Here is a 21,051-nt window from a genome sequence, read left to right on the forward strand (position 1 = left end):
CTCACCAGAAGACGATGTTGAGGGCCAGCGTCACGACCAGCACCCCGGCGGCGAGCACCCCCGGTTTGCGGTACCAGCCCGCGTTCTCCCCGGTGTCGTCGTGGCGCAGCTGGTCACGCGGGGTGAGCGACCACACCAGGCCGACCAGCTCCGAGTCCGGCTTGGGCCGCGTCACCAGCGACACCAGCACGCTGACCGCGATGTCGACCACGAACGCGGCGCTCGCGGCGACGAAACTGGCGCCCTGCCCGGCCAGGTGCAGCACGTCGTTGCGGTTGAGCACGTCGACGGTGATCGCCGAGGCCGTGCCCGCGATCAGGCCGAGCCCACCGGCCAGCGGGGTCATCCGCTTCCAGAACATGCCGAGCAGGAAGGTCGCGAACAGCGGCGCGTTGAAGAAGCCGAACAGGGTCTGCAGGTAGTCCATGATGTTGGTGAAGTTGCTGGCGATGAACGCGGTGCCGATCGCCACCAGGCAGCCCAGCGCCGTCACCACGCGACCGACCTTGAGGTAGTACTCGTCCGGCTTGTCCTTGCGGACGTAGGCCTGCCACAGGTCGTAGGTGAAGACGGTGTTGAACGAGCTGACGTTGGCCGCCATGCCCGCCATGAACGCCGCCAGCAGGCCGGTGATCGCGATGCCGAGCATGCCGTTGGGCAGCAGGTCGCGGATCAGCAGCAGGATGGCGTTGTTGTAGGTGACCCCGGTGTCCTGGCCCTGCTTGAACGCGGCCAGTTCCGGCACCAGCACCGCGGCGATCATGCCGGGGATGATGATGATCAGCGCGATGAAAGTCTTCGGGTACGCGCCGATGAGCGGGGTCCGCCGCGCCGCCGACATGCTCTTGGCCGACATGGCCCGCTGCACCTCGGCGAAGTTCGTTGTCCAGTAACCGAAGGAGAGCACGAAGCCCAGCCCGAACACGATCCCGAGCACGCTGAGGGTCGCGTTGCCGATACCGGTGAGGTTCATGCCCGGCCACGAGTTCAGCTGCTCGGACGCGGTGCCCGGTGAGGCCGCGGTGATCTTGGCGACCAGCCCGTCCCACCCGCCGACCTTGTGCAGGCCCACGAAGGTGAGCGGCAGCATCATCGCCACGATCACGAAGAACTGCATGACCTCGTTGTAGACCGCGGCCTTCAACCCGCCCAGCGAGGTGTACGCCAACACGATGACCGCGGCGACCACGACACTGAGCCACAACGGCCACCCGAGCAGCAGGTTGACCACGGTCGCGAGCGCGAACAGGTTGACCCCGGCGATGAGCACCTGCGCCGCGGCGAAACTGAGGCCGTTGACCAGGTGCGCGAACTTCCCGAACCGGCGCAGCAGGAACTCGGGGACACTGCGCACTTTCGAGCCGTAGTAGAACGGCATCATCACCAGACCGAGGAACACCATCGCCGGGATGGCACCGATCCAGTAGTAGTGCATCGTCGGGATCCCGTACTGGGCCCCGTTCGCGGTCATCCCGAAGATCTCCACCGCGCCCAGGTTCGCCGAGATGAACGCCAACCCGGTCACCCACGCGGGCAACGACCGCCCGGACAGGAAGAAGTCCAGACTGCTCGACACCGATCTCCGCGCCAGCGCCCCGATCCCGAGTACCACGACGAAATAGACACCCAGCAGCACATAGTCGATCGGAGCCGCGTCCAACCGCAAATCGGCATCCGCGAGAAGGTGCACACCAACCACCACCCAGTCACCTCGCTGTGATCACCGGGACAGCATGAACCCCCTCGGCACCCGCCGCATGACGAACTTCCCGCGGGTCCGCTTTGCCCGATTCAGCCGGTCAGACCCGGGTGAGGCGGCGGATCGGGGCTGTGGTGACGAGGGCGATGGCGCAGCCGGTGCCCGCGATGGCGGCGACGAACAGCAGGGGGTGGACGCCGAAGGTGGTGCTGGCGGGGCCTGCGAGGACCTGTCCCAAGGGGACGGCGAGGATGGAACCGGCGACCTCGTAGGCGGCGACGCGGTTGAGTTTGTCCTGGGGGACCTGGGTTTGCACGGCGGTGGCCCACTGGACGCCCCAGAACGCCCAGCCGAGGCCGCTGATGGCGTAGAGCGACAGCAGCACCGGCACGGCGGGCACCAGCGCGGCGGCGAGCGGCATCAGCGGGAACAGGAACATCGCGATCCCGCCGCTGAACAACGGCCGTGCCGGGCGCAGCCTGATCGCGACGAGGCCGCCGAGGACGCTGCCCGCGCCAAAGGCGGCCTCCGCGTAGCCGAACGCGGCCGTGCCGTGCACCTCGATGATCGACGCCGCGCCCAGCGGGTGGATCGGGCCCCAGACCAGGACGCCGAGCACCCACCAGATCAGGATGACCGACCACAGCCAGGACCGGGACCGGAACTCGTGCCACCCGGCGCGCAGGTTGTGCCAGGTCGACTCGGTGCCGGTCACCTCGAAGCGGGGCACCTTCACCAGCAGCAGGCAGATCCCGCTCACCGCGAACGTCGCCGCGTCCACTGCGAACGCCAGCCCGATCGAGGTGGTCGCGACGAGCACGCCCGCCAGCGCCGGGCCGAGCATGGTCGCCAGGCCCTGGCTGATCCGCAGCACCCCGTTGGCCCGGTGCGGGTCCGCGGCCACCTGCGGCACCATGCTGGTCAGGCCCGGTTGGAACATCGCCGTCGCGACGCCACCGAGCAACGACGTGCCGACGACGAACGACAGCGGCGGGTGCCCCAGCAGCAGGTACACCGCCAGCCCGGCCTGCACAGCGCAGCGCACCGCGTCGGCGCCGACCATCTGCGGCAACGGGTGGAACCGGTCGGCGACGACCCCGCCGAACACGACGCACAGCGCGAAAGCACCCATCCACGCGCCGAGGGCCAACCCGACGCCGGTGACCCCGTACCCGAGTCCCAGCACGGCGACCGACATCGCCACCGGGATCATCATGTCGCCGAGCATCGACACGATCCGCGCGGTGAAGTACAGCGCGAAGGTCGGGGTCCACAGCCGGTTCGAGGTGCTCACCCGACAAGGTCTATACCAATAGGGTGGTGAGCGCCGCCACCGGGACCCCACCGCCGGTCGTCGCGCACAATGCGCTGGTGACCATTCGAGAGGGTGCCTCCCCGCACGGGCTTGTCGTGCGCGTTCGACACCGCCGCAACCCGTACGACTACATGCTCGACGACGCCGCGCTCGCCGACGTGCTGTTCAGCGCGGGACTCCGCCGCGCCGAGAGCGTGTGGGACGGCCACCAGGCGGGCCGCTACCCGAGGTCCAGCATGGCCTTCGTCGTCCTCGACCCGACAGCCCCCAGGTGGGAGCGCGACGAGGAAGCCGTCCTGGCCGCCCTCACCCTCGGCGACGAGGCGCTCCCCTTCCTCCCCAACGCCGCCGCCAAGGCCTCCGGCCACCGCCACACCGGCCACAACCACGGCGAGGCCGCCCTCGTCGACCAGCACCTGCTCGGCTCCGGCCACTTCCGCTACGGCCACTCCGCCAACGTCCGCGGCCTCATCATCGGCGCGAGCGCCCAAACCGCCGACCAGGACCTCTACGAAGCCGCCGCCCTGGCCACCGACCTCGTCAACGCCCTGTTGGAGCACCACCGCACCTGGGAAAACCAGGTCGGCCCCGGCCGCTGGATCGGCGAACCCCATCCCCGCTACCAGGCAATGGTCGACTTCTTCACGGAGTGACACCACGCGTCGATCCCGGCGGGCGCGTGGCACGAAACTGTCCGATTACTGCCAATAGCAGCGCGGCCTCCACCCGCCAAGTGGCGTGCTAACTTGCGAAATCGACAAGCCTCAGTCGCATGCAGCACCATGACCTACGCGGAGGGCAATCGTGGCAGTGTCTCAACACGAATCGTGGAATCTCGCCCTCGAGCGTGCCCGCGAGTTCCTCAAGGCCGAGGCCGACCTCGGACCGCTCAGGGCGACAGCGGAAGAGAAGCGAGGAACGTTCAAGCAAATGGCGGCAGGCCAGGACTGGCGTACGCGCTGGTTCTTCGGGCTTCTTGGCGGCGACCTCGTAATGGCCACGACGCTGCGGGACGGTCGCCGAGCACTCCGCTATGCCAGATATTGTCGAAATACCCGCCAAGCCCAGTTGCGCAGCAACGAAAGAACTCTCAACAAGCAGATCAATACTTTTGCCAAGAATCACGATTCGGTGTATCGCGAGCTAATCACACTTCTTCGGCAACAAGAAGGAATGGTCAAGAAATATCGAATGATGGTCGGCAAGATCACAGATCTACTGAAAGCAGTTCAGTCGTTGATCGACCTTGGCAAGCAGGAGAAAAACAGATTCCCCGCGCTGGCCGAAGAAGTCGAGCACAAAGTGGCCAGAGTGATCGGCTACCGGCAAGGCTCGTTCTCCGCCGCCGTCAACAGGTTGCCCACCAATCAACAACCCAATTTCGCGCAACTGGACCGCGCGTTGGAGGTGCCCGATCTGGATCCGCAGTCGAACTTGACTGCCTGCTTGACGGAGTGGAAGTCGGCACTGGTAGAGGCGCGCAAGAACATCAAGCTACTGCAACGCGACCTCTCGCGAGATCGCGGCCGTGTCGGCAAGGCGATTAAGACGCGCCGTGGCGAACTGAAGGAGCAGGTTCTCGCCAAGGCGGGAACAAGCTCCGCCAAACGCTGAGAGGCGGGTCAGAACAGGCGGAACTCGTCGGACTCGATGCCGCGCAGGGTGTCGTAGTCGAGGGTGACGCAGCGGATGCCGCGGTCTTCGGCGAGGACGCGGGCCTGGGGCTTGATCAGCTGCGCGGCGAACACACCCCGGACCGGGGCGAGCAGCGGGTCGCGGTTGAGCAGTTCCAGGTACCTGGTCAGCTGCTCGACCCCGTCGATCTCGCCGCGGCGCTTGATCTCGACGGCGACCGAGGCGCCGCCGGAGTCGCGGCACATGATGTCGACCGGGCCGATGGCGGTGGGGAACTCGCGGCGCACCAGGGTGTAGCCGTCGCCGAGGGTGGTGATGTGCTCGGCGAGCAGCTCCTGCAGGTGCGCCTCGACGCCGTCCTTGACCAGGCCGGGTTCGGCGCCGAGTTCGTGCGCGGAGTCGTGCATGACCTCCTCGAGCGTGATGACCAGCTTCTCGCCCGCCTTGTTCTGCACCGTCCACACCCCCGGCTCCTCGGTCAGCCAGCACGGCGGGGTCATCCAGTTCAGCGGCTTGTACGCGCGGTCGTCGGAGTGCACCGACAGCGAGCCGTCCGCCTTGACCAGCAGCAGGCGGTTGGCCATCGGCAGGTGGGCGGTGAGCCGCCCGGCGTAGTCGACCTGGCAACGAGCGATCACGAGACGCACCGGGGCAGGTTAGCCCGTCCGGCGGGCACGGCAGGATCGACCCTGTGGAACGCCTCGACTCGACACAGGTCTATGCCAACGCCTGGATGACCGTCCGCGAAGACCGCATCCGCCGCCACGACGGCAGCCCCGGCATCTACGGTGTGATCGACAAGCCCGACTACGCCCTGGTCATCCCGCTCGACGGCGAGCGCCTGATGCTGGTGGAGCAGTACCGCTACCCGCTCGGCCTGCGCCGCTGGGAGTTCCCCCAGGGCACCGCCCCCGACCGCGCCGTGCTGGCGCCCGAGGAACTGGCCGCCCGCGAACTGCGCGAGGAGACCGGCCTCGTCGCCGCCACCATGACCCCCATCGGCACCCTCGACGTCGCTGCGGGCATGTCCAGCCAACGCGGCCACGTCTACCTCGCCACCGACCTCACCCAGGGCCCACCCGCCCGCGAACTCGAGGAACAGGACATGCGCGCCGCCTGGTTCCCCCGCGCCACCTTCGAAGCCATGATCCGCACCGGCGACATCACCGACGCCCAGAGCGTCGCCGCCTACACGCAGCTGCTCTTGCACGAGCACCACGCTTCCGCGTGAACAGCTGGTAGGCCGCGACCCCCGCGACCGCGGCCTCCAGCACCGCCTTGACCAGTTCCAGGACCTCGCTCATCCCGTTCCCTCCCTCGTATGGGCCGTTCGGGGGAAACGCTGTCGCCCGGTGGCACCCGGTGTCCCGGAACGCGGACGAGACCGGACGGCGCGCGGTAGAACCCCAGGTGGGAGCCCAACCACACCGGACGGACGGGAGGAGGACCGGATGGCGGACGAGGTCGCCGAGCTCTGCGAGAGGCTCAGGCAGCTGTGGGAGGAGAGCGGCAAGCCACCGCTGGCGGCGGTCGGCAAGCGGACCGGTGTGTCCAAGAGCCGGATCTCCGAACTCCACCTCGGCCAGACGGTGTCCGCGCCGCCGTGGAACGTCGTGCAGGCACTGGTGGAGACCTACGCGGACCACGGCGCCCGCGCGGGGGCCGTCTCCGCGCTCACCACGGACCTCAGGTACTGGCGCGCCCTGCACGGCAGGGCGGAGAGGTCACCGCGCCCGACTCCCGCACGCCGCCCGGCCGCCGCCGACTGGACTGACCTGGTCCGCTCGCACCCCGCGTGGACCGGCGTCGACGAGGCCAGCGGCCACGTGGCGATGGCGATGACCGCCGCCGAGCAGCTGTTCGCCGCCAGCCGCGCGCCGGACGACCCCTGGCGCGATGACGCCCTGCCCAAACGGGTGACCGCCCAGGTCGGCGCGTTGATCGGCCTGATCGGCGAGGTCGGGTTCTCGCCGCTGGAGGCCGCTCTACTGGCGCTCGCGCCTCTGGCCCACCACGCCCGCACAGTGCGGGTCGACGTGGACGAGGCCTCGTTCGCCCGCTTCCTGGACGGCCAGCAGGAGCGGCGCCTGGTCGCCCGCGGCCTCCCCGAGATCGACAAGTGGCTGCGTCACCGCTGGCTGGCCACCCAACCGCTCCCGCCGACCAGCCTCGACCTGCCCGAACCGACCCGCAGGGTCGTGGTCGACGCCCTCGACCGGGTGACCCGCCTGTTCCGCCTCTCCCCCGGCGATCTCGGCAACCCCGACCGGCTCGACCTGAGGCCCCGCACCAGCCACCTCGGTGGCGTCGTCGTTCGCGAACGCCTGATCGGGCTGCTGCTCGCCGCCGCCCACGCCCTCGCCGTCGAGCCGATCGCGCTGTCGCCGGTGGTGGTCGAGCACCTGGGCGTGCCGAACCCGGTCGACCTGGCGCGGTTGCGGTCCACGCTGGCCGAGCTGAGCTGGGAGCCCGTCCACATCGGACTCGGTCTGGTCGCCGAGTGCCACCACGAGGCCGTGATGGAAGCGCTGCGAGACCAGGTGACGCGGGTGGATGCCGTGCTCAGCGCCATCCACGCGGTGTCCGCCGACGACGCGCACCTGCAACCGCTGCTCCTCCTGCCCGCCCGCGCCTCGGCCGACCGGGTCGTCCCCGCCTCGGTGGACGGCATCCCGGCGTTCACGGTCCCCGTCACCCGGTTCCGCCTCGACGAGACCCGCGTGCGCGAACTCCTCATGGGCGAACAGCTCTACGGCGACAGGTCCCTCGCCGTCCGCGAGCTGTACCAGAACGCCCTCGACGCCTGCCGGTACCGCCAAGCCCGGCACCAGTTCCTGGACCGGACCGACTGGTCCGGGCGCATCACCTTCGAGCAGGGAGTCGACGACACCGGCCGCCACTACCTGCGCTGCACCGACAACGGCATCGGCATGGGCGCCCAGGAGTTGCGCGAGGTGTTCTCCCAGGCCGGAATCCGCTTCGCCGATCGCCCGGAGTTCGCCGAGGAGCAGGCGGAGTGGGCCGAGCGCGACATCCACCTGCACCCCAACAGCCGCTTCGGCATCGGCGTCCTGAGCTACTTCATGCTGGCCGACGAGATCGAGGTCACCACCTGCCGCATGGACCGCCACGGCGGCCGCCCCGGCCCGGTGTGGCGGGTGTGGATCGTGGGTCCCGGCCACCTGTTCCGGATCAGCCAGGTCGAGGACCACGGCACGCAACCGGGTACCACCGTCACCCTGTACCTGCGCGACCTGAAGAGCACTTTCTCCTGTGTCGAGGTGCTGGACCGCCTGCTGGGCATCGCCGAGTTCCACACCACGGCCGAGGACGACGGGGTGGCCGCCGAGTGGGAACCCTTCGTGTTCCGGCCGAGGAACACCAGCGGTGTCAACGGCTCGGGTGAACTCGTCCACGGTCCCCAGGAACCCAATGGGCAGGTCGTGTGGTGCGAGAACGGAGGTGCCTTGCTGGCCGACGGGCTCTACACCACGCCTGCCAAGCAGCTTGGCGTGCTCAAGACCCTCACCAACCACCCAGACCTCCGCGGCGCGGTGGTGAACCTGACGCGGGACTGGGTGCCACGGCTCACCGTCGACCGCACCACCGTGCTCGACGACGTGTCCGACCAGGTCGAACGGCTGCTCGACGATGCCGCGCCTACGCTGCTCGTGGCCGCTCCCGAATTCCTCTCGGAGCGGTGGCTGCACCACGTGGCGGACACGAGCCCCGGCGTGGCCGACATCGTCGCCTCGGCCGCGATCGAGACGAACGCGACAAGCCTGGGGGAGGACTTCGCCAGGATCGGCTGTTCCCCCGGTGGGATCAACAACGACCGGAGCCGCACTAACAGCGGCGCGTGGCTGCACCCGATGCCGGACTGGATCCTGTTCTGGCACCTGCTGGCGCACGTGCCCGCACTGCTCGGCGCCGGGGGACCCGTCCGGGCCGGTTCGATCATGCCCGCCCTGCCTTCCGACTGGACCGTGCTCGCCCGGCTCAACAGGACCACGAGATCGCCGGATGTGGCTGCCCGGGCGGATCCGGTCGACGCGGCCGACATCGCGGACGTGGCGGCCCTCCTCGGCCGCGGCCCCAGAGCGGTGGCGCGACGACTCGCCGAGCTGGGATATCCGGTCGAGAACCCCGACAGCTTGCCCGAACGCGCCGAGCCGGGCGACCGCGCGCTGCTCGCCGCGCTCTCGGCGGGGCGGTCGATCCCGCAGGGGCACGTGGCTTGGTACTCCCGCGCGGCCAACCTGTCCCCCGCCGAGGTGGCGGAGCGACTCCGGGCGTACTCGTTCGACGTGGCGGAGTTCCCCGTGCCGCGGCGGTACACGGAAGCCGATGTCGTACTCCTGAGCCGGGACCTGGACGGAAGACCGGGCTGGCTGGTCGGCGCCGAGGTGGGGACGAGGCATGCGGAATCGGCCGCCGAACACCTGCGGTGGCCGCTGGGAGCAGTTGTCGACCGACTTGCGGTGCTCGGCTACCGCGTGACCGGCTCAGCCGACGAGAACCCTGCTGCCAGGTCTTGGTTTCCCAGCCGGAAACCCCAGGGGCGTCCGTGGCTCGACGACCCGGGGACCGATCCCCTCATCGGCGAACTCGACCTGCCCGACGAAACGTGGTCACCGGCAAGAGCTCTGCACGCGGCGATCTTCGTGTCACACCGGACGCAGCGATCACTGAGCGCGGTGCTGGACTGGATCGAGCAGCAAGGTTCGTGCCGCCCGCGCGTCGTGCCGGACATCGACGTCGCGACCCGCGCGGACAGCGCGATATTCCACTGGCAGCGCAGCTGCCAGATCTTCCTCCAGCAGCACCGGGCTCCCGGCTATCTCCAGCCGTTGGTGACGCGGAACGCGCACCTCGGTCCGTGGGACGGAACAGCCGCCCGCTTGGCGGAACTGGGTATCGCGTTCCGCCCGTTCGAGGACCAGGACGGCCCCTCACTCCTGGTGCGGTTCGACGAACGGGAAACCCACTCTCCCGACGAGCCCGTGTCCATCAGGCAGGTCTTGGGCCTCGCGCTGACCACGGGGTTGCCGGTCGCCGAGGTGGTGGCGCGGTTGGAAGAGCTTGACTTCGAGGTGGAGCCGGTGGAGGAGGCGATCGAGCGGTTGATGGGGCGGGTGCCGCGGGTGGGTGGCTAGGGTCGGGGTATGTCCGACTACCAGCACATCCTCGTCACCCGTGAGGGTGAGACCGTGCGGATCACCATGAATCGGCCGGAGCGGCGGAACGCGTTGTCGGCGGAGCACTTGGCGGAGTTGCTGGCGGCGTTCTGTGTGGCGGGGACGTCGGATGCCAAGGGGATTGTGCTGGCGGGGGCGGGGCCGGTGTTCTCGGCGGGGCATGACTTCGCGGATGTGGCGGCTAGGGACTTGCTGGGGGTAAGAGGGCTGCTCAGGCTGTGCACCGAGTTGATGCGGACCATCCAGACGGTGCCGCAGGTTGTGGTTGCGCGGGTGCATGGGCTGGCCACGGCGGCGGGGTGTCAGCTTGTGGCTACCTGCGACCTGGCCATCGCGGCCGAGTCGGCGGGGTTTGCGCTGCCGGGCGGTAAGGGTGGGTGGTTCTGTCACACGCCTGCCGTGCCGGTGGCGCGGGCTGTGGGGCGTAAGAGGCTGATGGAGCTGGCTCTCACCGGTGACGTCATCGACGCTAGGACCGCTGAGGAGTGGGGGCTGATCAATCGGGCGGTGCCGGATGATGAGCTCGACAACGCGGTAGACGACCTGGTGAGGCGCGCTACTAGAGGCAGCGGTGCGTCCAAGGCGCTGGGGAAGCAGACGATCTATGCGCAGCTGGATAGGCCTGAGCAGGACGCCTACGCGTTGGCCATAGAGGTCATGGCGTCGGCGTCCCAGCTCAAGGGGGCCAAGGAGGGGATGGCGGCCTTCTTGGAGAAGCGCACGCCGGTCTGGCCTGACTAAACAGAACGTGCGCGGCGGGCACCCTCGCCCCGCCGCGCACGTTCAACCGGTCGGCCCCCTCTTACGGCAGGGTGTCCAGGAACGGCGCCACCGTGTTGGCAAACGCGTACCCGTTAGAGGCGTCCCAGTTGATCGACCAGGTCATCGCGCCCCGGATGTCCGGGTACGTGGTCGACGGCTTGAAGGTGCCGCAGTTGGTGCCACGCGCCAGGCAGTTCAGCGCGTTGTTGACGTTGGTCGGTGACTGGTAGCCGCCACCGGCCCCGGACGGCGACGCGGGCAGGCCGAGGCCGACCTGGTCGGCGCGCAGGCCGCCCTGCAGCTGGATGCAGGCCAGCGCGGTCAGGAAGTTGACCGTGCCCTGCGAGTAGACCTGCTGGTCGCAGCCCAGCATCGTGCCGGAGTTGTAGTACTGCATGTTCCAGATGGTCAGGATGTCCTTGACCGCCAGCGCCAGCTGGAAGTACGCCTGACCGGTCGACTGGCCGTCGATGGTCTGCGGGGCCATCGTGATGATCTTGCCGCCCGCGTTGTAGATGCTGCGCAGCGCCGGGCCCATGTACTGGGCGCTGACGCCGTTCTCCAGGTCGATGTCGACGCCGTCGAAGCCGTAGGTGCGGATCAGTTCGATCACGCTGTTGGCGAACGCGGTGGCCGAGGCGGTGTCACCGGCCCAGATGGTGCCCTTCTCGCCGCCGACCGAGATGATGACCTTCTGGCCGCGGCCCTGGGCGGTCTTCACGTCGGCCTTGAACTGCTCGATGGTGTAGCCGCCGAGCTTCTTGGACAACCCGGGGTCGAGGTTGAACTCGACCCGGCCGCGCACGGCGGGCACCGCGTCGGCGAACGACACCGCGATGATGTCGTAGGTGGTCGGCACCTGCGCGATGGTCAGGGCCTTCGCGCCGTTGTCGAAGTTGTGCCAGTACCCGGTCAGGACGTGCTTGGGCAGCGGCAGGTTCGGGTTCGGCGTGGTGGTCGTCGTAGTGGTGGTGGTCGTCGTCGTAGTGCTCGACGGCGGTGTAGTGGTCGTGGTGGTGCTCGACGGCGGGGTGGTCGTCGTGGTGGTGGTGGTGGACGACGTGGGGCGGGTCGTCGTCGTGGTGGTCGTAGTGGAGGTCGGCGGGGTGCCCGGGCCGTCGAGGCTCACGTCGTCGGCGAGGTACGCGGGCTGGCCGTACCAGCCGTGCAGGTAGACGGTGACCGACCGGGTGCTGGCGCCGGTGCTGAAGCTGGTTGACAGCTGCACCCACGACGAACCACCGGGGTGCCAGGTGCTGACGTCGGTGGTGCCGGTCCCGGAGGCGCCGAGGTAGACGTAAGAGCCCTTGACCCACGCGGTCAGGGTGTAGCGCGAGCTCGGGTTCACGGTGACGGTCTGCGAACAACGGGCGTTGTCCGAGCCCGCAGGAGCGGCCGTCAGCGCGTAGTTGCCGGTGCGCTTGTCGGTGCCGGTGACGCTACCGCCGCCGGAGCAGGTCCAGCCGGAGAGGCTGCCCGCCTCGAATCCGGGGTTGGCGACGAGGTTGGCCGCGGCGGCGTTGCCCGCGAAGGCCAGGACCAGGCCTGTGGTGACCGACAGGGCGGACAGCAGGGCGATGATCGCCCGCTTGGCGCGGGACGTCATGGCTGCCTCCAAGGGGGCATGTGCAGGTGCAGGGTGATCGGGACCACCTCAAAATGGACTAGACCATTGCGCGCTGTCAACCCCCGGGGCGCCGAGCGGCAACCCCTGCCCACCCCGCGCGTCCCCCGCGCGCCGGTGGACCATCAACGGTGCGTGACCACCCCCGATCGGCGTATGGCGCACGGCGGGACCACCCGCCCGCCTGGCGATCGACAGCTCTACCATCCTTTGTGGTCACACCAGGTCCGGCCGCGCTGCCCGGTCCGCTGTGGACGATCATGGGCACCGCGGCCGGTGTCATCATTTCGGGGGACCTCGGGGCTCGACTGTCGGCTGAGCCGGGGCAGGCAGGCGTGTGCTGTGATTGTCGTGTGGTCAAGGAGTGGGGCAGGCGGCTCGCGCAGATCGTCTTCGTCTACCTGCTCGGTGTCGTCCTCTTCGCCATCAACGCACCCAGCCTGGTCGACTCGGGGGCGCTCAAGGGGCCGTTCTGGGTGCGGTACGCGGTGTTGGCGGGTCTATGCCTGCTCCAGCTCGCCAAGCACAAGGCGCCCGGGATAGCCCTAGCCGCAGGTGTGCCCTTGCTGGCCATAGACATCGCGATGGGTCTGACGCTGGCGATCGCCTTGGCCTTCGGCGACCTGATCTACCTGGCCGTGCTCTACGGATCGCGACGGTCAAGCCAGACAGTCGTCATCATCCTGTGGTGCTACCTCGGCCTGGTCATCATGGTGGCGCTCGTCTTGTCCGACTCGTTCCGGATAGCGCTGCTCATCATCATCAGCGCGTGCTCGCTACCCGCGATGCCTGTGTGGTGGGCGCTCAACGTGCGCCAGCAGCGGGAGATCGCCGAGGCGGAGCGGGCGCGGGCGGACCAGCTGGCGCGGATCGCCGAACTGGACCGGGACGCGGCGGTGGCCGCCGAGCGGGCGAGCATGGCGCGGGACCTGCACGACGTGATCGCCGGTCACCTGTCGGCCATCGCGATCCAGTCCGAGGCGCTGCTCACGATGCGCGAACACGACCCCCAGCGGACCAGGACCGTGCTGCGGTCGATGCGGGAGAACAGCCTGGCGTCCCTGGCCGAGATGCGCGCCATGATCGGACTCCTGCGCTCGACCGACGGGCAGGACGCGTTCACCTCACCCGCGCGGCTAGCCGAGTTCGAGCGTCTTGTTCGCTCGGCGAACGCGGCAGGGCTGACCGTCACGGTTGAGGTGGACGGGATAGATGACCTACCGGCAGCCGTGGACCTCACCGCCTACCGGATCGTGCAGGAATCTCTTACCAACGCCGTAAAACACGCGCCAGGAGCCAGCGTGTCCCTACGGATCAACAGGTCCAGCGAGACCCTGGTAGTCGAAGTGTCCAGCGACAGGCCTGCCGGGCCACCCAATCCCACTGGGGCCGGTCTGCTGGGGATGGCCGAACGAGTCGACGCGGTTCACGGGACACTGTCCGCGGGACCGGTCGAAGGCGGTTGGCGCGTGCGTGCCGAGTTCCCGGTGGAGGAAGCGTGACGATCAGGGTCTTGGTGGCCGACGACCACGCCGCGATCCGCAACGGTCTGGCGATGATCCTCGACACCGCCCCGGACATCGAGGTCGTCGCCGAGGCAGGTGACGGTGCCGCGGCGGTTCGCAAGGCCACTGCACTACGGCCCGACGTAGTGCTGATGGACGTCCGCATGCCGGAGGTGGACGGCATAGAGGCCACCCGCAGGCTGGTTGCGGACGGTGTCTGCGCGGTCCTAGTGCTCACCACGTTCGACATGGACTCTTACGTCTATGGGGCGCTCCGCGCGGGCGCGTCCGGGTTCCTTCTTAAGTCTGTCGACGCACCCCGCCTGATCGACGCGATCCGCGTAGTGGCCGCGGGCGACGGGGTCATCGAACCGAGCGTGACCCGGCGCCTGATCCACGCCTTCGCCGCGGCGCAACCCCGCGAAGTCGTGTCGCCGCCGGGTCTCGACCAGCTGACCGACCGGGAATCGGAGGTGCTGGTCTGCGTCGGCGAGGGCCTGTCCAACCAGCAGATCGCCCGCCGCCTCGGCATCGGCGAGGCCACCGTGAAGACCCACGTGTCGCGGGTGCTGACCAAGCTGGACCTGCGCTCGCGGGTCCAGGCAGCGGTGTTGGCCCAGGAAGCGGGCCTGGTCGGCTAGGTGCCCGCGGGGGTGCTGCCCGGCGGGACGTCGACCCCGATCTCCAGGCCGTGCGGCAGGTCGAGGCCGTCGCCGCTCCAGAACGTGCCAGGGTCGTAGGCGTGGGCGCGGTCGGTGGCCGGGAGCAGGCCCATCTCGATCATGGTGGCGGCCACGACCTCGGCGCAGTACGCGCTCTCGAACTCGGCCTGCCTGGGCTTCTGCCAGCGGGTCAGCGGCACCCGCCCCTTCGCCCACCGGCCTGCCAGCCGCGCGGTCGACGGGAACGGCGTGCCGTCCAGCCGGGCGATGGTGCGCAGGACGGCGTCCTCCTGGGCCTGGGTGACCGGCTCGGGCAGCTGCCGGAGCCAGCCCTTCTGCCCGTACCTCGTGGCCCAGACGACCACGGCGTCGTGCAGGTCGTGCAACTGGACGCCGCGCTGGCGCTCGCCGGTCCAGCGGTCCGGCAGCGACCGGCCCAGCTCCGCGTGCCACATCAGCGGCGGCAGGTCGTCGAGCACGACCGCCATGCCGACGTGGTTGACCGGGGAGTTGGTGAGGGTCTGGATCGCCCGGTCGGCGGCGGTGCGGCCGCGGAACAGCCACAGATCACCGGTGCGGGTCAGCCCGACGGCCTCGTCCAGAGTGAGAGAGCCCATGCCCCTGAGCCTAGGTAACCTCGGCACATGCGACGCGTTTGGAAGTTCCTAGGACTAGCCGGCGTCGTCGGCGTTGCCGCTACCGGAGCAGCTATAGCCCGAGCAGAACGCCAGCGCCGCGCCTACACACCAGACGAGATCCGCGACCGTCTCCGCGAGCGCGTGGCCGAGACAGACCGCTAGCTCGCGAAGGTGCGCCTATAGGTCGACGGGGTGGTGCCGAACTCGGCTCGCATGCGGCGGCGGAGGTTGGCGGATGTGCCGAGGCCGCTGCGGGTGGCGACGCGGTCGACGGACAGGGTTGTCGTCTCTAGGAGCAGTTGAGCGAGCCGGAGCCGTTGGAGCAAGAGCCAGCGACCGGGCGTGTCGCCCATCGCGGCGACGAACGCTCGGTGGAAGCCACGGGGACTCATCCGGGCTCTAGCGGCTAGGTCTGGGATGCCGATCGGGTCGCTCAAGACCGACAGTGCCCAGTCGATCGTCGTGGCGATGTCGCCGCGTTCGGGGCGGTTGGGGATGGGGGCGTCGACGTACTGCGCTTGGCCGCCTTCGCGAACCGGGGGCATCACCAGCCTGCGGGCGAGGGTGTTGGCGGCGCGGGGGCCGAGGTCGCGGCGCACGAGGTGCAGGCACAGGTCGAGGCCGCCGACGACGCCTGCCGAGGTGAGCAGTCCGTCGTGCTCGGTGAACAGGACGTCCCGCTCGACCAGGGTGGTCGGGTAGGCGGCGGCGAGGTCGTCCAGCAGTGCCCAGTGGGTGGTGGCCCTGCGGCCGTCCAGCAGGCCCGCGGCGGCGAGGGTGAAGGCGCCGGAGCACAGGGCGGCGACGGTGGTGCCGGACGCGTGCGCGGCGCGCAGGGCGGTGCGCACGGACGCGGGCACCTCGGCGGCCGGGTCGGCTCGGCCGAGCACGAGGACGAGGTCGCAGTCGGTCAGCCCGGTGAGGCCGTGCGTCGGCGTGGCCGTGCCCGCCGGGTGCAGGTCGACCGGGCGCTTGGCCGGGCCGCAGAGCCGGACCTCGAACGGGCCGACACCGGTGCGGCCGACCGACCACACCTCGTTGACGACGGCGAAGTCGAACAGGCGGGTGCCCGGCAGCAGGAGAACCCCGATCGCGCGCATGGCAGGAAAGTATCGCATCGCGCCTTTTCTGCACCTGGAGAACCCGAGGCGGACCCGGCACCGTTGACCGCATGACAGCACTGATCCTGATCGACGTGCAGCGCGGCTTCGACGACCCGCGCGCGGGCAAGCGCAACAACCCGGCGGCGGAGTCCAACATCAAGACCCTGCTCGACGCCTGGACCTCGGCGGGGCAGCCACTCGTGCTGGTGCGGCACGACTCCCTGTTCAAGGGGTCGCCGCTGGAGCAGGGCACGCCCGGGGCGCGGTTCAAGCCGGAACTGGACGGCGCGGAGCCGGACCTGATGTTCACCAAGCACGTCAACTCCGCGTTCCACGGTGCCGTGGACCTGCACCAGTGGCTCACCGCCAAGGGCATCAACCGGATCGTGCTCGCGGGCATCCAGACCAACATGTGCGTTGAGACAACCGCGCGCGTTGGCGGCAACCTGGGCTACGAGGTGCACGTGGCGTTGGACGCGACCTTCACGTTCGACCAAGCGGGTCCGGATGGCACTGTCCTGACCGCCGACGAGTTGTCCCGGGCGACCGCCACCAACCTCCACGGCGGCGGGTTCGCCACGGTCACCAGCACGCAGGAAGTGCTGACGCTGCTCGGTTAAGCCGGGAGTCCGTTGGCCTCCCTGATGACCCGGACGATCTCGGACATGATCTGGGTCATCTCGTAGTCCTTCGGCGTGAAGACCCGCGCTACACCGCCCTCTAGCAGCGTCTTGGCGTCATCCGGCGGGATGATGCCGCCCACCACCACCGGGATGTCGCCGGCGCCCGCGGCTCGCAGACCCTCTACGACCGCGGGCACGGCCTCCAGGTGCGAGCCGGACAGGATCGACAACCCCACTACGTGCACGCCCTCTTGCACCGCGGCGGACACGATCTGGTCCACGGTAAGCCGGATGCCCTGGTACACGACCTCGAACCCGGTGTCGCGGGCTCTTACGGCGATCTGCTCGGCTCCGTTGGAGTGACCGTCGAGCCCTGGCTTGCCGACCAGCATGCGCAGCCGCTCGCCGATCTCGTCGCCGGTGGCCTTGACCCACTCGCGGACCTTGGCCAGCTCGACCCCTGCCTCGCCCGCGGCGTACGCACCGGAGACGCCCGTGGGGGCGCGGTACTCGCCGAAGACCTCGCGCAGAGCGGCAGCCCACTCCCCCGTCGTTACGCCTGCCTGGGCGCACGCGAGGGTCGCGGCCATCAGGTTCGCGTCGGTCTTGGCCGCTGTGCGCAGGGCGTCCAGAGAGTCCTGTGCGGCGGACTCGTCCCGGGAAGCCCGCCACCGCTGGATAGCGTCAACGGCCTCCCGCTCGGCGACAGGGTCAACGGTCTCGATGGCCTTCGCGCCTTCGGCCTGCAGAGGACTCGGCTCAGTGGTGTCGAACTTGTTGACCCCAACGATGACTTCTTCGCCTACCTCAATGCGACGGCGCCGTTCGGCTAGGGACCCGACCATCTGGGTCTTCATGTAACCGCTCTCGACAGCGGCAACGGCACCACCCATGGCCTGGACGCGGTCTATCTCGGCGCGCGCGCCCGTGAGGATCTCGTCCACCTTGGCCTGGATGACCGAAGAGCCGTCGAAGATGTCCTCGTACTCAAGCAGGTCGGTCTCGTAGGCGAGAACCTGCTGCATGCGCAACGCCCACTGCTGGTCCCACGGGCGCGGTAGGCCAAGAGCCTCGTTCCACGCGGGGAGTTGGATCGCGCGCGCCCTTGCCTTGCGAGACAGGGAAACCGCGAGCATCTCCAGCACGATCCGCTGGACGTTGTTCTCCGGTTGAGCCTCGGTCAGGCCTAGAGAGTTGACCTGCACGCCATAGCGGAAACGGCGCTGCCTAGGGTCATCGATGCCGTAGCGGTCACGGCAGATCTCGTCCCAGAGTTCGGTGAAGGCGCGCATCTTGCACATCTCTTCGATGAACCGAACGCCCGCGTTCACGAAGAACGAGATCCGCGCGACAACGCTGCCGAACTCCTCTTGCGGCAACTGGCCGGAGTCACGGACAGCGTCAAGGACGGCGATCGCGGTGCACATCGAGTACGCGACCTCTTGCACCGGTGTCGCCCCGACCTCTTGCAGGTGGTAGCTGCAGATGTTGATGGGGTTCCACTTGGGCACGTTGGCCACGGTGAACGCCACCATGTCGGTGATCAGCCGCAGGCTGGGGCCGGGCGGGAAGACGTAGGTGCCGCGGGAGAGGTACTCCTTGATGATGTCGTTCTGCGTGGTCCCGGCCAGCCGCGCGACGACCTCGTGCCAGTCGGCGCCCTCGACCTCGGCCTGCTCCTTGGCGACGGTGACGTAGAGGGCGAGCAGCCACATGGCGGTCGCGTTGATCGTCATGGAGGTGTTCGCCGCGCCGAGCGGGATCGCGTCGAACAGCGCCCGCATGTCGCCGAGGTGCCCGACCGGGACGCCGACCTTGCCGACCTCGCCCCTGGCCAGCTCGTGGTCGGGGTCGTAGCCGGTCTGGGTGGGCAGGTCGAAGGCCACCGAGAGCCCGGTCTGCCCCTTGGCCAGGTTGCGCCGGTAGAGCTCGTTGGACTTGGCGGCCGAGGAGTGGCCCGCGTAGGTCCGCATGACCCACGGCCGGTCGCGCTCGCGATCAGAGGGATACGGCACCGGTTAACCTCCGTTCACTGTGACCCGAGGGTACTGGCCGGTAACCACCTTGGCGGGTGGACTTGCTCACACGGGGCATGATGGGCACATGGACCTGCCCGCGCCGTACCTGCTGCTGGTGGCCCTCGTGGTCATCGGCCTGCTCGGCCTGGTCCTGCGCTGGGCCTTCCACACCCCCGACCCGCACCACGACTACGGCCTGCTCCGCCAGGTCGCCACCGCCCCGACCCGCACCGCGGCCAACGCCGTAGCAGCCCAACTCCGCCACGCGGGCGTCAAATCCACCACCGCCACCACAGCCGACGGCACCGCCTACCGCATCCTCGTCTTCCCCGCCGACGAACGCACCGCGATCGACGTGCTGCTGGGCTCCTGAAGCGGCCGTGCACACCAACGGGCCGCCCCCCGACGCAGGGGGCGGCCCGTTGGGTGGTTAGGGCTACCTGACGGGGTGAACCACGCCAGCGGATGTGCCGCTGCGGCGCACGGGTTCGCCGACGGCGAGGATCTGGCCCCGCCCGGTGAACTCGAGCGTGGCCGCGGCCCCGATCTCCGCCTGTTCCACAAACGTGTGCCCATACCGGGCAAGCAGCGGATTGCCCGTGATGAACGCCGGTTCGGCCGTGACCGACGCGGTGTTGCGCTGGGTGGCGCGGGGCGCTGCCACCGCGTCCGGCAGGGAGAGGCCGAAGTCGACGCGGTTGATGATGATTTGCAGGACGGTGGTGATGATCGTGGAGCCGCCCGGGGAGCCGAGGGCGAGCCAGGGGTTGCCGTCCTTGAGGACGATGGTCGGGGACATGCTGGAGCGGGGGCGCTTGCCCGCGGCGGGGAGGTTCGGGTCGGCCGCGGTGCCCTGGGTGGGGGTGAAGTTGAAGTCGGTGAGCTCGTTGTTGAGCAGGAAGCCGCGGCCGGGGACGACGATGCCGCTGCCGCCGACCTGCTCCAGGGTGTTGGTGTAGGTCACCACGTTGCCGCGGGCGTCGGCGACGACGAAGTGGTTGGTGTGGACCTCGTTCTCGCTGGTCGGCGTGGCCGAGGGCGGCGGCGGGGTGCAGTCACCGGGGTTGAGCGGGTTGCCGGGGGCGACCGGCGCCGGGGTGGCGCGGATCGGGTCGATACGGCAAGCGCGGACGGCAGCGTAAGAGTCGGACAGGAGCTGCGCGGTCGGGACGTTCACGAACTTCGGGTCACCGACATAACGGCCGCGGTCGGCGTAAGCGAGCTTGGTGGCTTCAAGGTAGAAGTGCAGGGCCTGGTCCCGCGGGGCCTTGGTGAGGTCGAACCGCTCCAGGATGTTGAGCGACTCGCCGACGGTGGTGCCACCCGACGACGACGGCGCCATGCCGTACACGTCCACGTTGCGGTACCGGACGTGCGTGGGCGCCTGGTCCAGGGTCTTGTAAGAGCGCAGGTCGCCGATCGCGAGCTTGCCCTTGGGCGGGACGATGGTCGCGTCAGAGGCCAGCGGCGGGTTCTGGGCGGCGTTGGCCACATCGCGGCCGACAGCGCCACCGTAGAAGGCTCGCGTGCCGTTGCGCGCGATCTCACGGTAGGTCTTGGCCAGGTCAGGGTTACGCAGCGTGGAGCCCACGGCAGGCGGAGCGCCGCCCGGTAGATACAACGCGGCGGTTGAGCTGAACTGCTTGAACCGGGGCTGGTTCTGCTCGATCTCCTTGCGCAGCTGCGGCGTCACGGGGAAACCCCGCTCGGCGACCCGGATCGCGGGCTGGAGCGCGTCGTCGAGGTCGTACCGACCCCACCGCTGCAACGCCCGCTCCCACACGGCCAGGTTGCCCGGCGTACCGACCGACAAACCACTGGTTACCGCGTCCGCGAACGCATAGGGCTGTCCGGTCGCGGGGTTGATGAACAGGTCCTTGTCCCCGGCGGCCGGCGTGGTCTCGCGGCCGTCGATCGTGGACACCTTGCGGGTCTTGGCGTCGTAGTAGACGAAGTAGCCCCCACCGCCGATACCGGCCATGTTGGGGTCGGTCACCCCGAGCACCGCCGCGACCGCGACCGCCGCGTCCGCCGCCGTCCCGCCGCGCCGCAGCACGTCGAGCCCGGCCTGGGTGGACTGCACGGTGTCGGAGACGACCGCGCCCCCGTACCCCTGGGCCACCGGCACCTTGGGCAGCTCACGGCCCTGCTCCGGCGCGGCCGAGGCGACTGGCGCCACGACCAACGCCCCCGTCACGGCGACCACCGCCACCGAGCTGATTCCTATACCGCGCCGAGCACGCATCAGGACCTCTTCCCGTCGGTCTCA

17 protein-coding genes are annotated in these 21,051 nt (G+C 69.2%); 9 read left to right on the forward strand and 8 right to left on the reverse strand.

The genetic code is table 11. The annotated features are described in order from the left end of the window. Position 1 precedes the first annotated feature (1 nt). Together BMY07_RS06575 and BMY07_RS06580 are read right to left on the reverse strand one after the other, a co-directional pair. Positions 2-1,690: a sodium:solute symporter family protein gene (locus tag BMY07_RS06575; RefSeq protein ID WP_092776056.1), complete on the reverse strand. Its 1,689-nt coding sequence runs from the start codon at positions 1,688-1,690 to the stop codon at positions 2-4. Positions 1,691-1,799: 109 nt separating this feature from the next. Continuing rightward, positions 1,800-2,993: an MFS transporter gene (locus BMY07_RS06580; RefSeq protein ID WP_092775576.1), complete on the reverse strand. Its 1,194-nt coding sequence runs from the start codon at positions 2,991-2,993 to the stop codon at positions 1,800-1,802. A 77-nt stretch (positions 2,994-3,070) separates the two neighbouring features. Between BMY07_RS06580 and BMY07_RS06585 the strand changes: the two genes are divergently transcribed. Next, complete coding sequence (locus BMY07_RS06585) at positions 3,071-3,667, forward strand: hypothetical protein (protein WP_245782241.1); 597 nt, start codon at positions 3,071-3,073, stop codon at positions 3,665-3,667. A 151-nt stretch (positions 3,668-3,818) separates the two neighbouring features. Further along, positions 3,819-4,628 carry a hypothetical protein gene (locus BMY07_RS33445; protein ID WP_143073386.1) on the forward strand — a complete coding sequence of 270 codons (810 nt, stop codon included), beginning with the start codon at positions 3,819-3,821 and terminating at the stop codon, positions 4,626-4,628. An 8-nt stretch (positions 4,629-4,636) separates the two neighbouring features. On the opposite strand, the gene nucS is transcribed toward BMY07_RS33445, so the two are convergent. Further along, the gene (gene nucS / locus BMY07_RS06595) at positions 4,637-5,296 is read right to left on the reverse strand and encodes an endonuclease NucS (RefSeq protein ID WP_177215475.1); all 660 of its coding nucleotides are present in this window, start codon (positions 5,294-5,296) and stop codon (positions 4,637-4,639) included. Positions 5,297-5,340: 44 nt separating this feature from the next. Here nucS and BMY07_RS06600 point away from each other — a divergent pair, with 44 nt between their 5' ends. The 3 genes from BMY07_RS06600 (at position 5,341) to BMY07_RS06610 (ending at position 10,588) form a co-directional block, all read left to right on the forward strand. Next, positions 5,341-5,880, forward strand: coding sequence for an NUDIX domain-containing protein (locus BMY07_RS06600; protein ID WP_177215476.1), 540 nt, complete (start codon positions 5,341-5,343; stop codon positions 5,878-5,880). Positions 5,881-6,100: 220 nt separating this feature from the next. After that, a complete protein-coding gene (locus tag BMY07_RS06605) occupies positions 6,101-9,805 on the forward strand; it encodes a wHTH domain-containing protein (RefSeq protein WP_092775581.1) in 3,705 nt (1,234 codons plus the stop codon). A 9-nt stretch (positions 9,806-9,814) separates the two neighbouring features. Beyond that, positions 9,815-10,588, forward strand: coding sequence for an enoyl-CoA hydratase-related protein (locus tag BMY07_RS06610; RefSeq protein ID WP_092775582.1), 774 nt, complete (start codon positions 9,815-9,817; stop codon positions 10,586-10,588). 61 nt (positions 10,589-10,649) lie between these two features. Here BMY07_RS06610 and BMY07_RS06615 read toward each other — a convergent pair whose 3' ends face one another. Then, positions 10,650-12,215: a chitinase gene (locus BMY07_RS06615; RefSeq protein ID WP_092775583.1), complete on the reverse strand. Its 1,566-nt coding sequence runs from the start codon at positions 12,213-12,215 to the stop codon at positions 10,650-10,652. Between the two features lie 230 nt (positions 12,216-12,445). Between BMY07_RS06615 and BMY07_RS06620 the strand changes: the two genes are divergently transcribed. After that, positions 12,446-13,735, forward strand: coding sequence for a sensor histidine kinase (locus BMY07_RS06620; protein ID WP_143073387.1), 1,290 nt, complete (start codon positions 12,446-12,448; stop codon positions 13,733-13,735). Continuing rightward, positions 13,732-14,379 (forward strand): response regulator, encoded by a 648-nt coding sequence (locus BMY07_RS06625; RefSeq protein ID WP_092775585.1) that lies wholly within the window; start codon positions 13,732-13,734, stop codon positions 14,377-14,379. The genes BMY07_RS06620 and BMY07_RS06625 overlap by 4 nt, the downstream gene beginning before the upstream one ends. Here the strand turns inward: BMY07_RS06625 and BMY07_RS06630 are convergent. Then, positions 14,376-15,017, reverse strand: coding sequence for a hypothetical protein (locus BMY07_RS06630; RefSeq protein WP_092775586.1), 642 nt, complete (start codon positions 15,015-15,017; stop codon positions 14,376-14,378). The genes BMY07_RS06625 and BMY07_RS06630 overlap by 4 nt on opposite strands. A 179-nt stretch (positions 15,018-15,196) precedes the next feature. Beyond that, the gene (locus BMY07_RS06635) at positions 15,197-16,138 is read right to left on the reverse strand and encodes a GlxA family transcriptional regulator (protein WP_092775587.1); all 942 of its coding nucleotides are present in this window, start codon (positions 16,136-16,138) and stop codon (positions 15,197-15,199) included. Between the two features lie 71 nt (positions 16,139-16,209). Here BMY07_RS06635 and BMY07_RS06640 point away from each other — a divergent pair, with 71 nt between their 5' ends. After that, positions 16,210-16,761, forward strand: a complete 552-nt coding sequence (locus BMY07_RS06640; protein WP_092775588.1) for a cysteine hydrolase family protein — start codon at positions 16,210-16,212, stop codon at positions 16,759-16,761. Here BMY07_RS06640 and BMY07_RS06645 read toward each other — a convergent pair. Further along, on the reverse strand, positions 16,758-18,779 hold the full coding sequence (locus BMY07_RS06645; protein ID WP_092775589.1) for a protein meaA: 2,022 nt from the start codon (positions 18,777-18,779) through the stop codon (positions 16,758-16,760). The genes BMY07_RS06640 and BMY07_RS06645 overlap by 4 nt on opposite strands. 88 nt (positions 18,780-18,867) lie before the next feature. Here BMY07_RS06645 and BMY07_RS06650 point away from each other — a divergent pair, with 88 nt between their 5' ends. Next, positions 18,868-19,155, forward strand: coding sequence for an SPOR domain-containing protein (locus tag BMY07_RS06650; RefSeq protein ID WP_092775590.1), 288 nt, complete (start codon positions 18,868-18,870; stop codon positions 19,153-19,155). A gap of 63 nt (positions 19,156-19,218) precedes the next feature. On the opposite strand, the gene ggt is transcribed toward BMY07_RS06650, so the two are convergent. Next, a complete protein-coding gene (gene ggt, locus BMY07_RS06655) occupies positions 19,219-21,027 on the reverse strand; it encodes a gamma-glutamyltransferase (protein ID WP_177215477.1) in 1,809 nt (602 codons plus the stop codon). Between the last annotated feature and the right edge of the window lie 24 nt (positions 21,028-21,051).

The organism is Actinokineospora terrae (assembly GCF_900111175.1).
Taxonomy (GTDB): domain Bacteria; phylum Actinomycetota; class Actinomycetes; order Mycobacteriales; family Pseudonocardiaceae; genus Actinokineospora; species Actinokineospora terrae.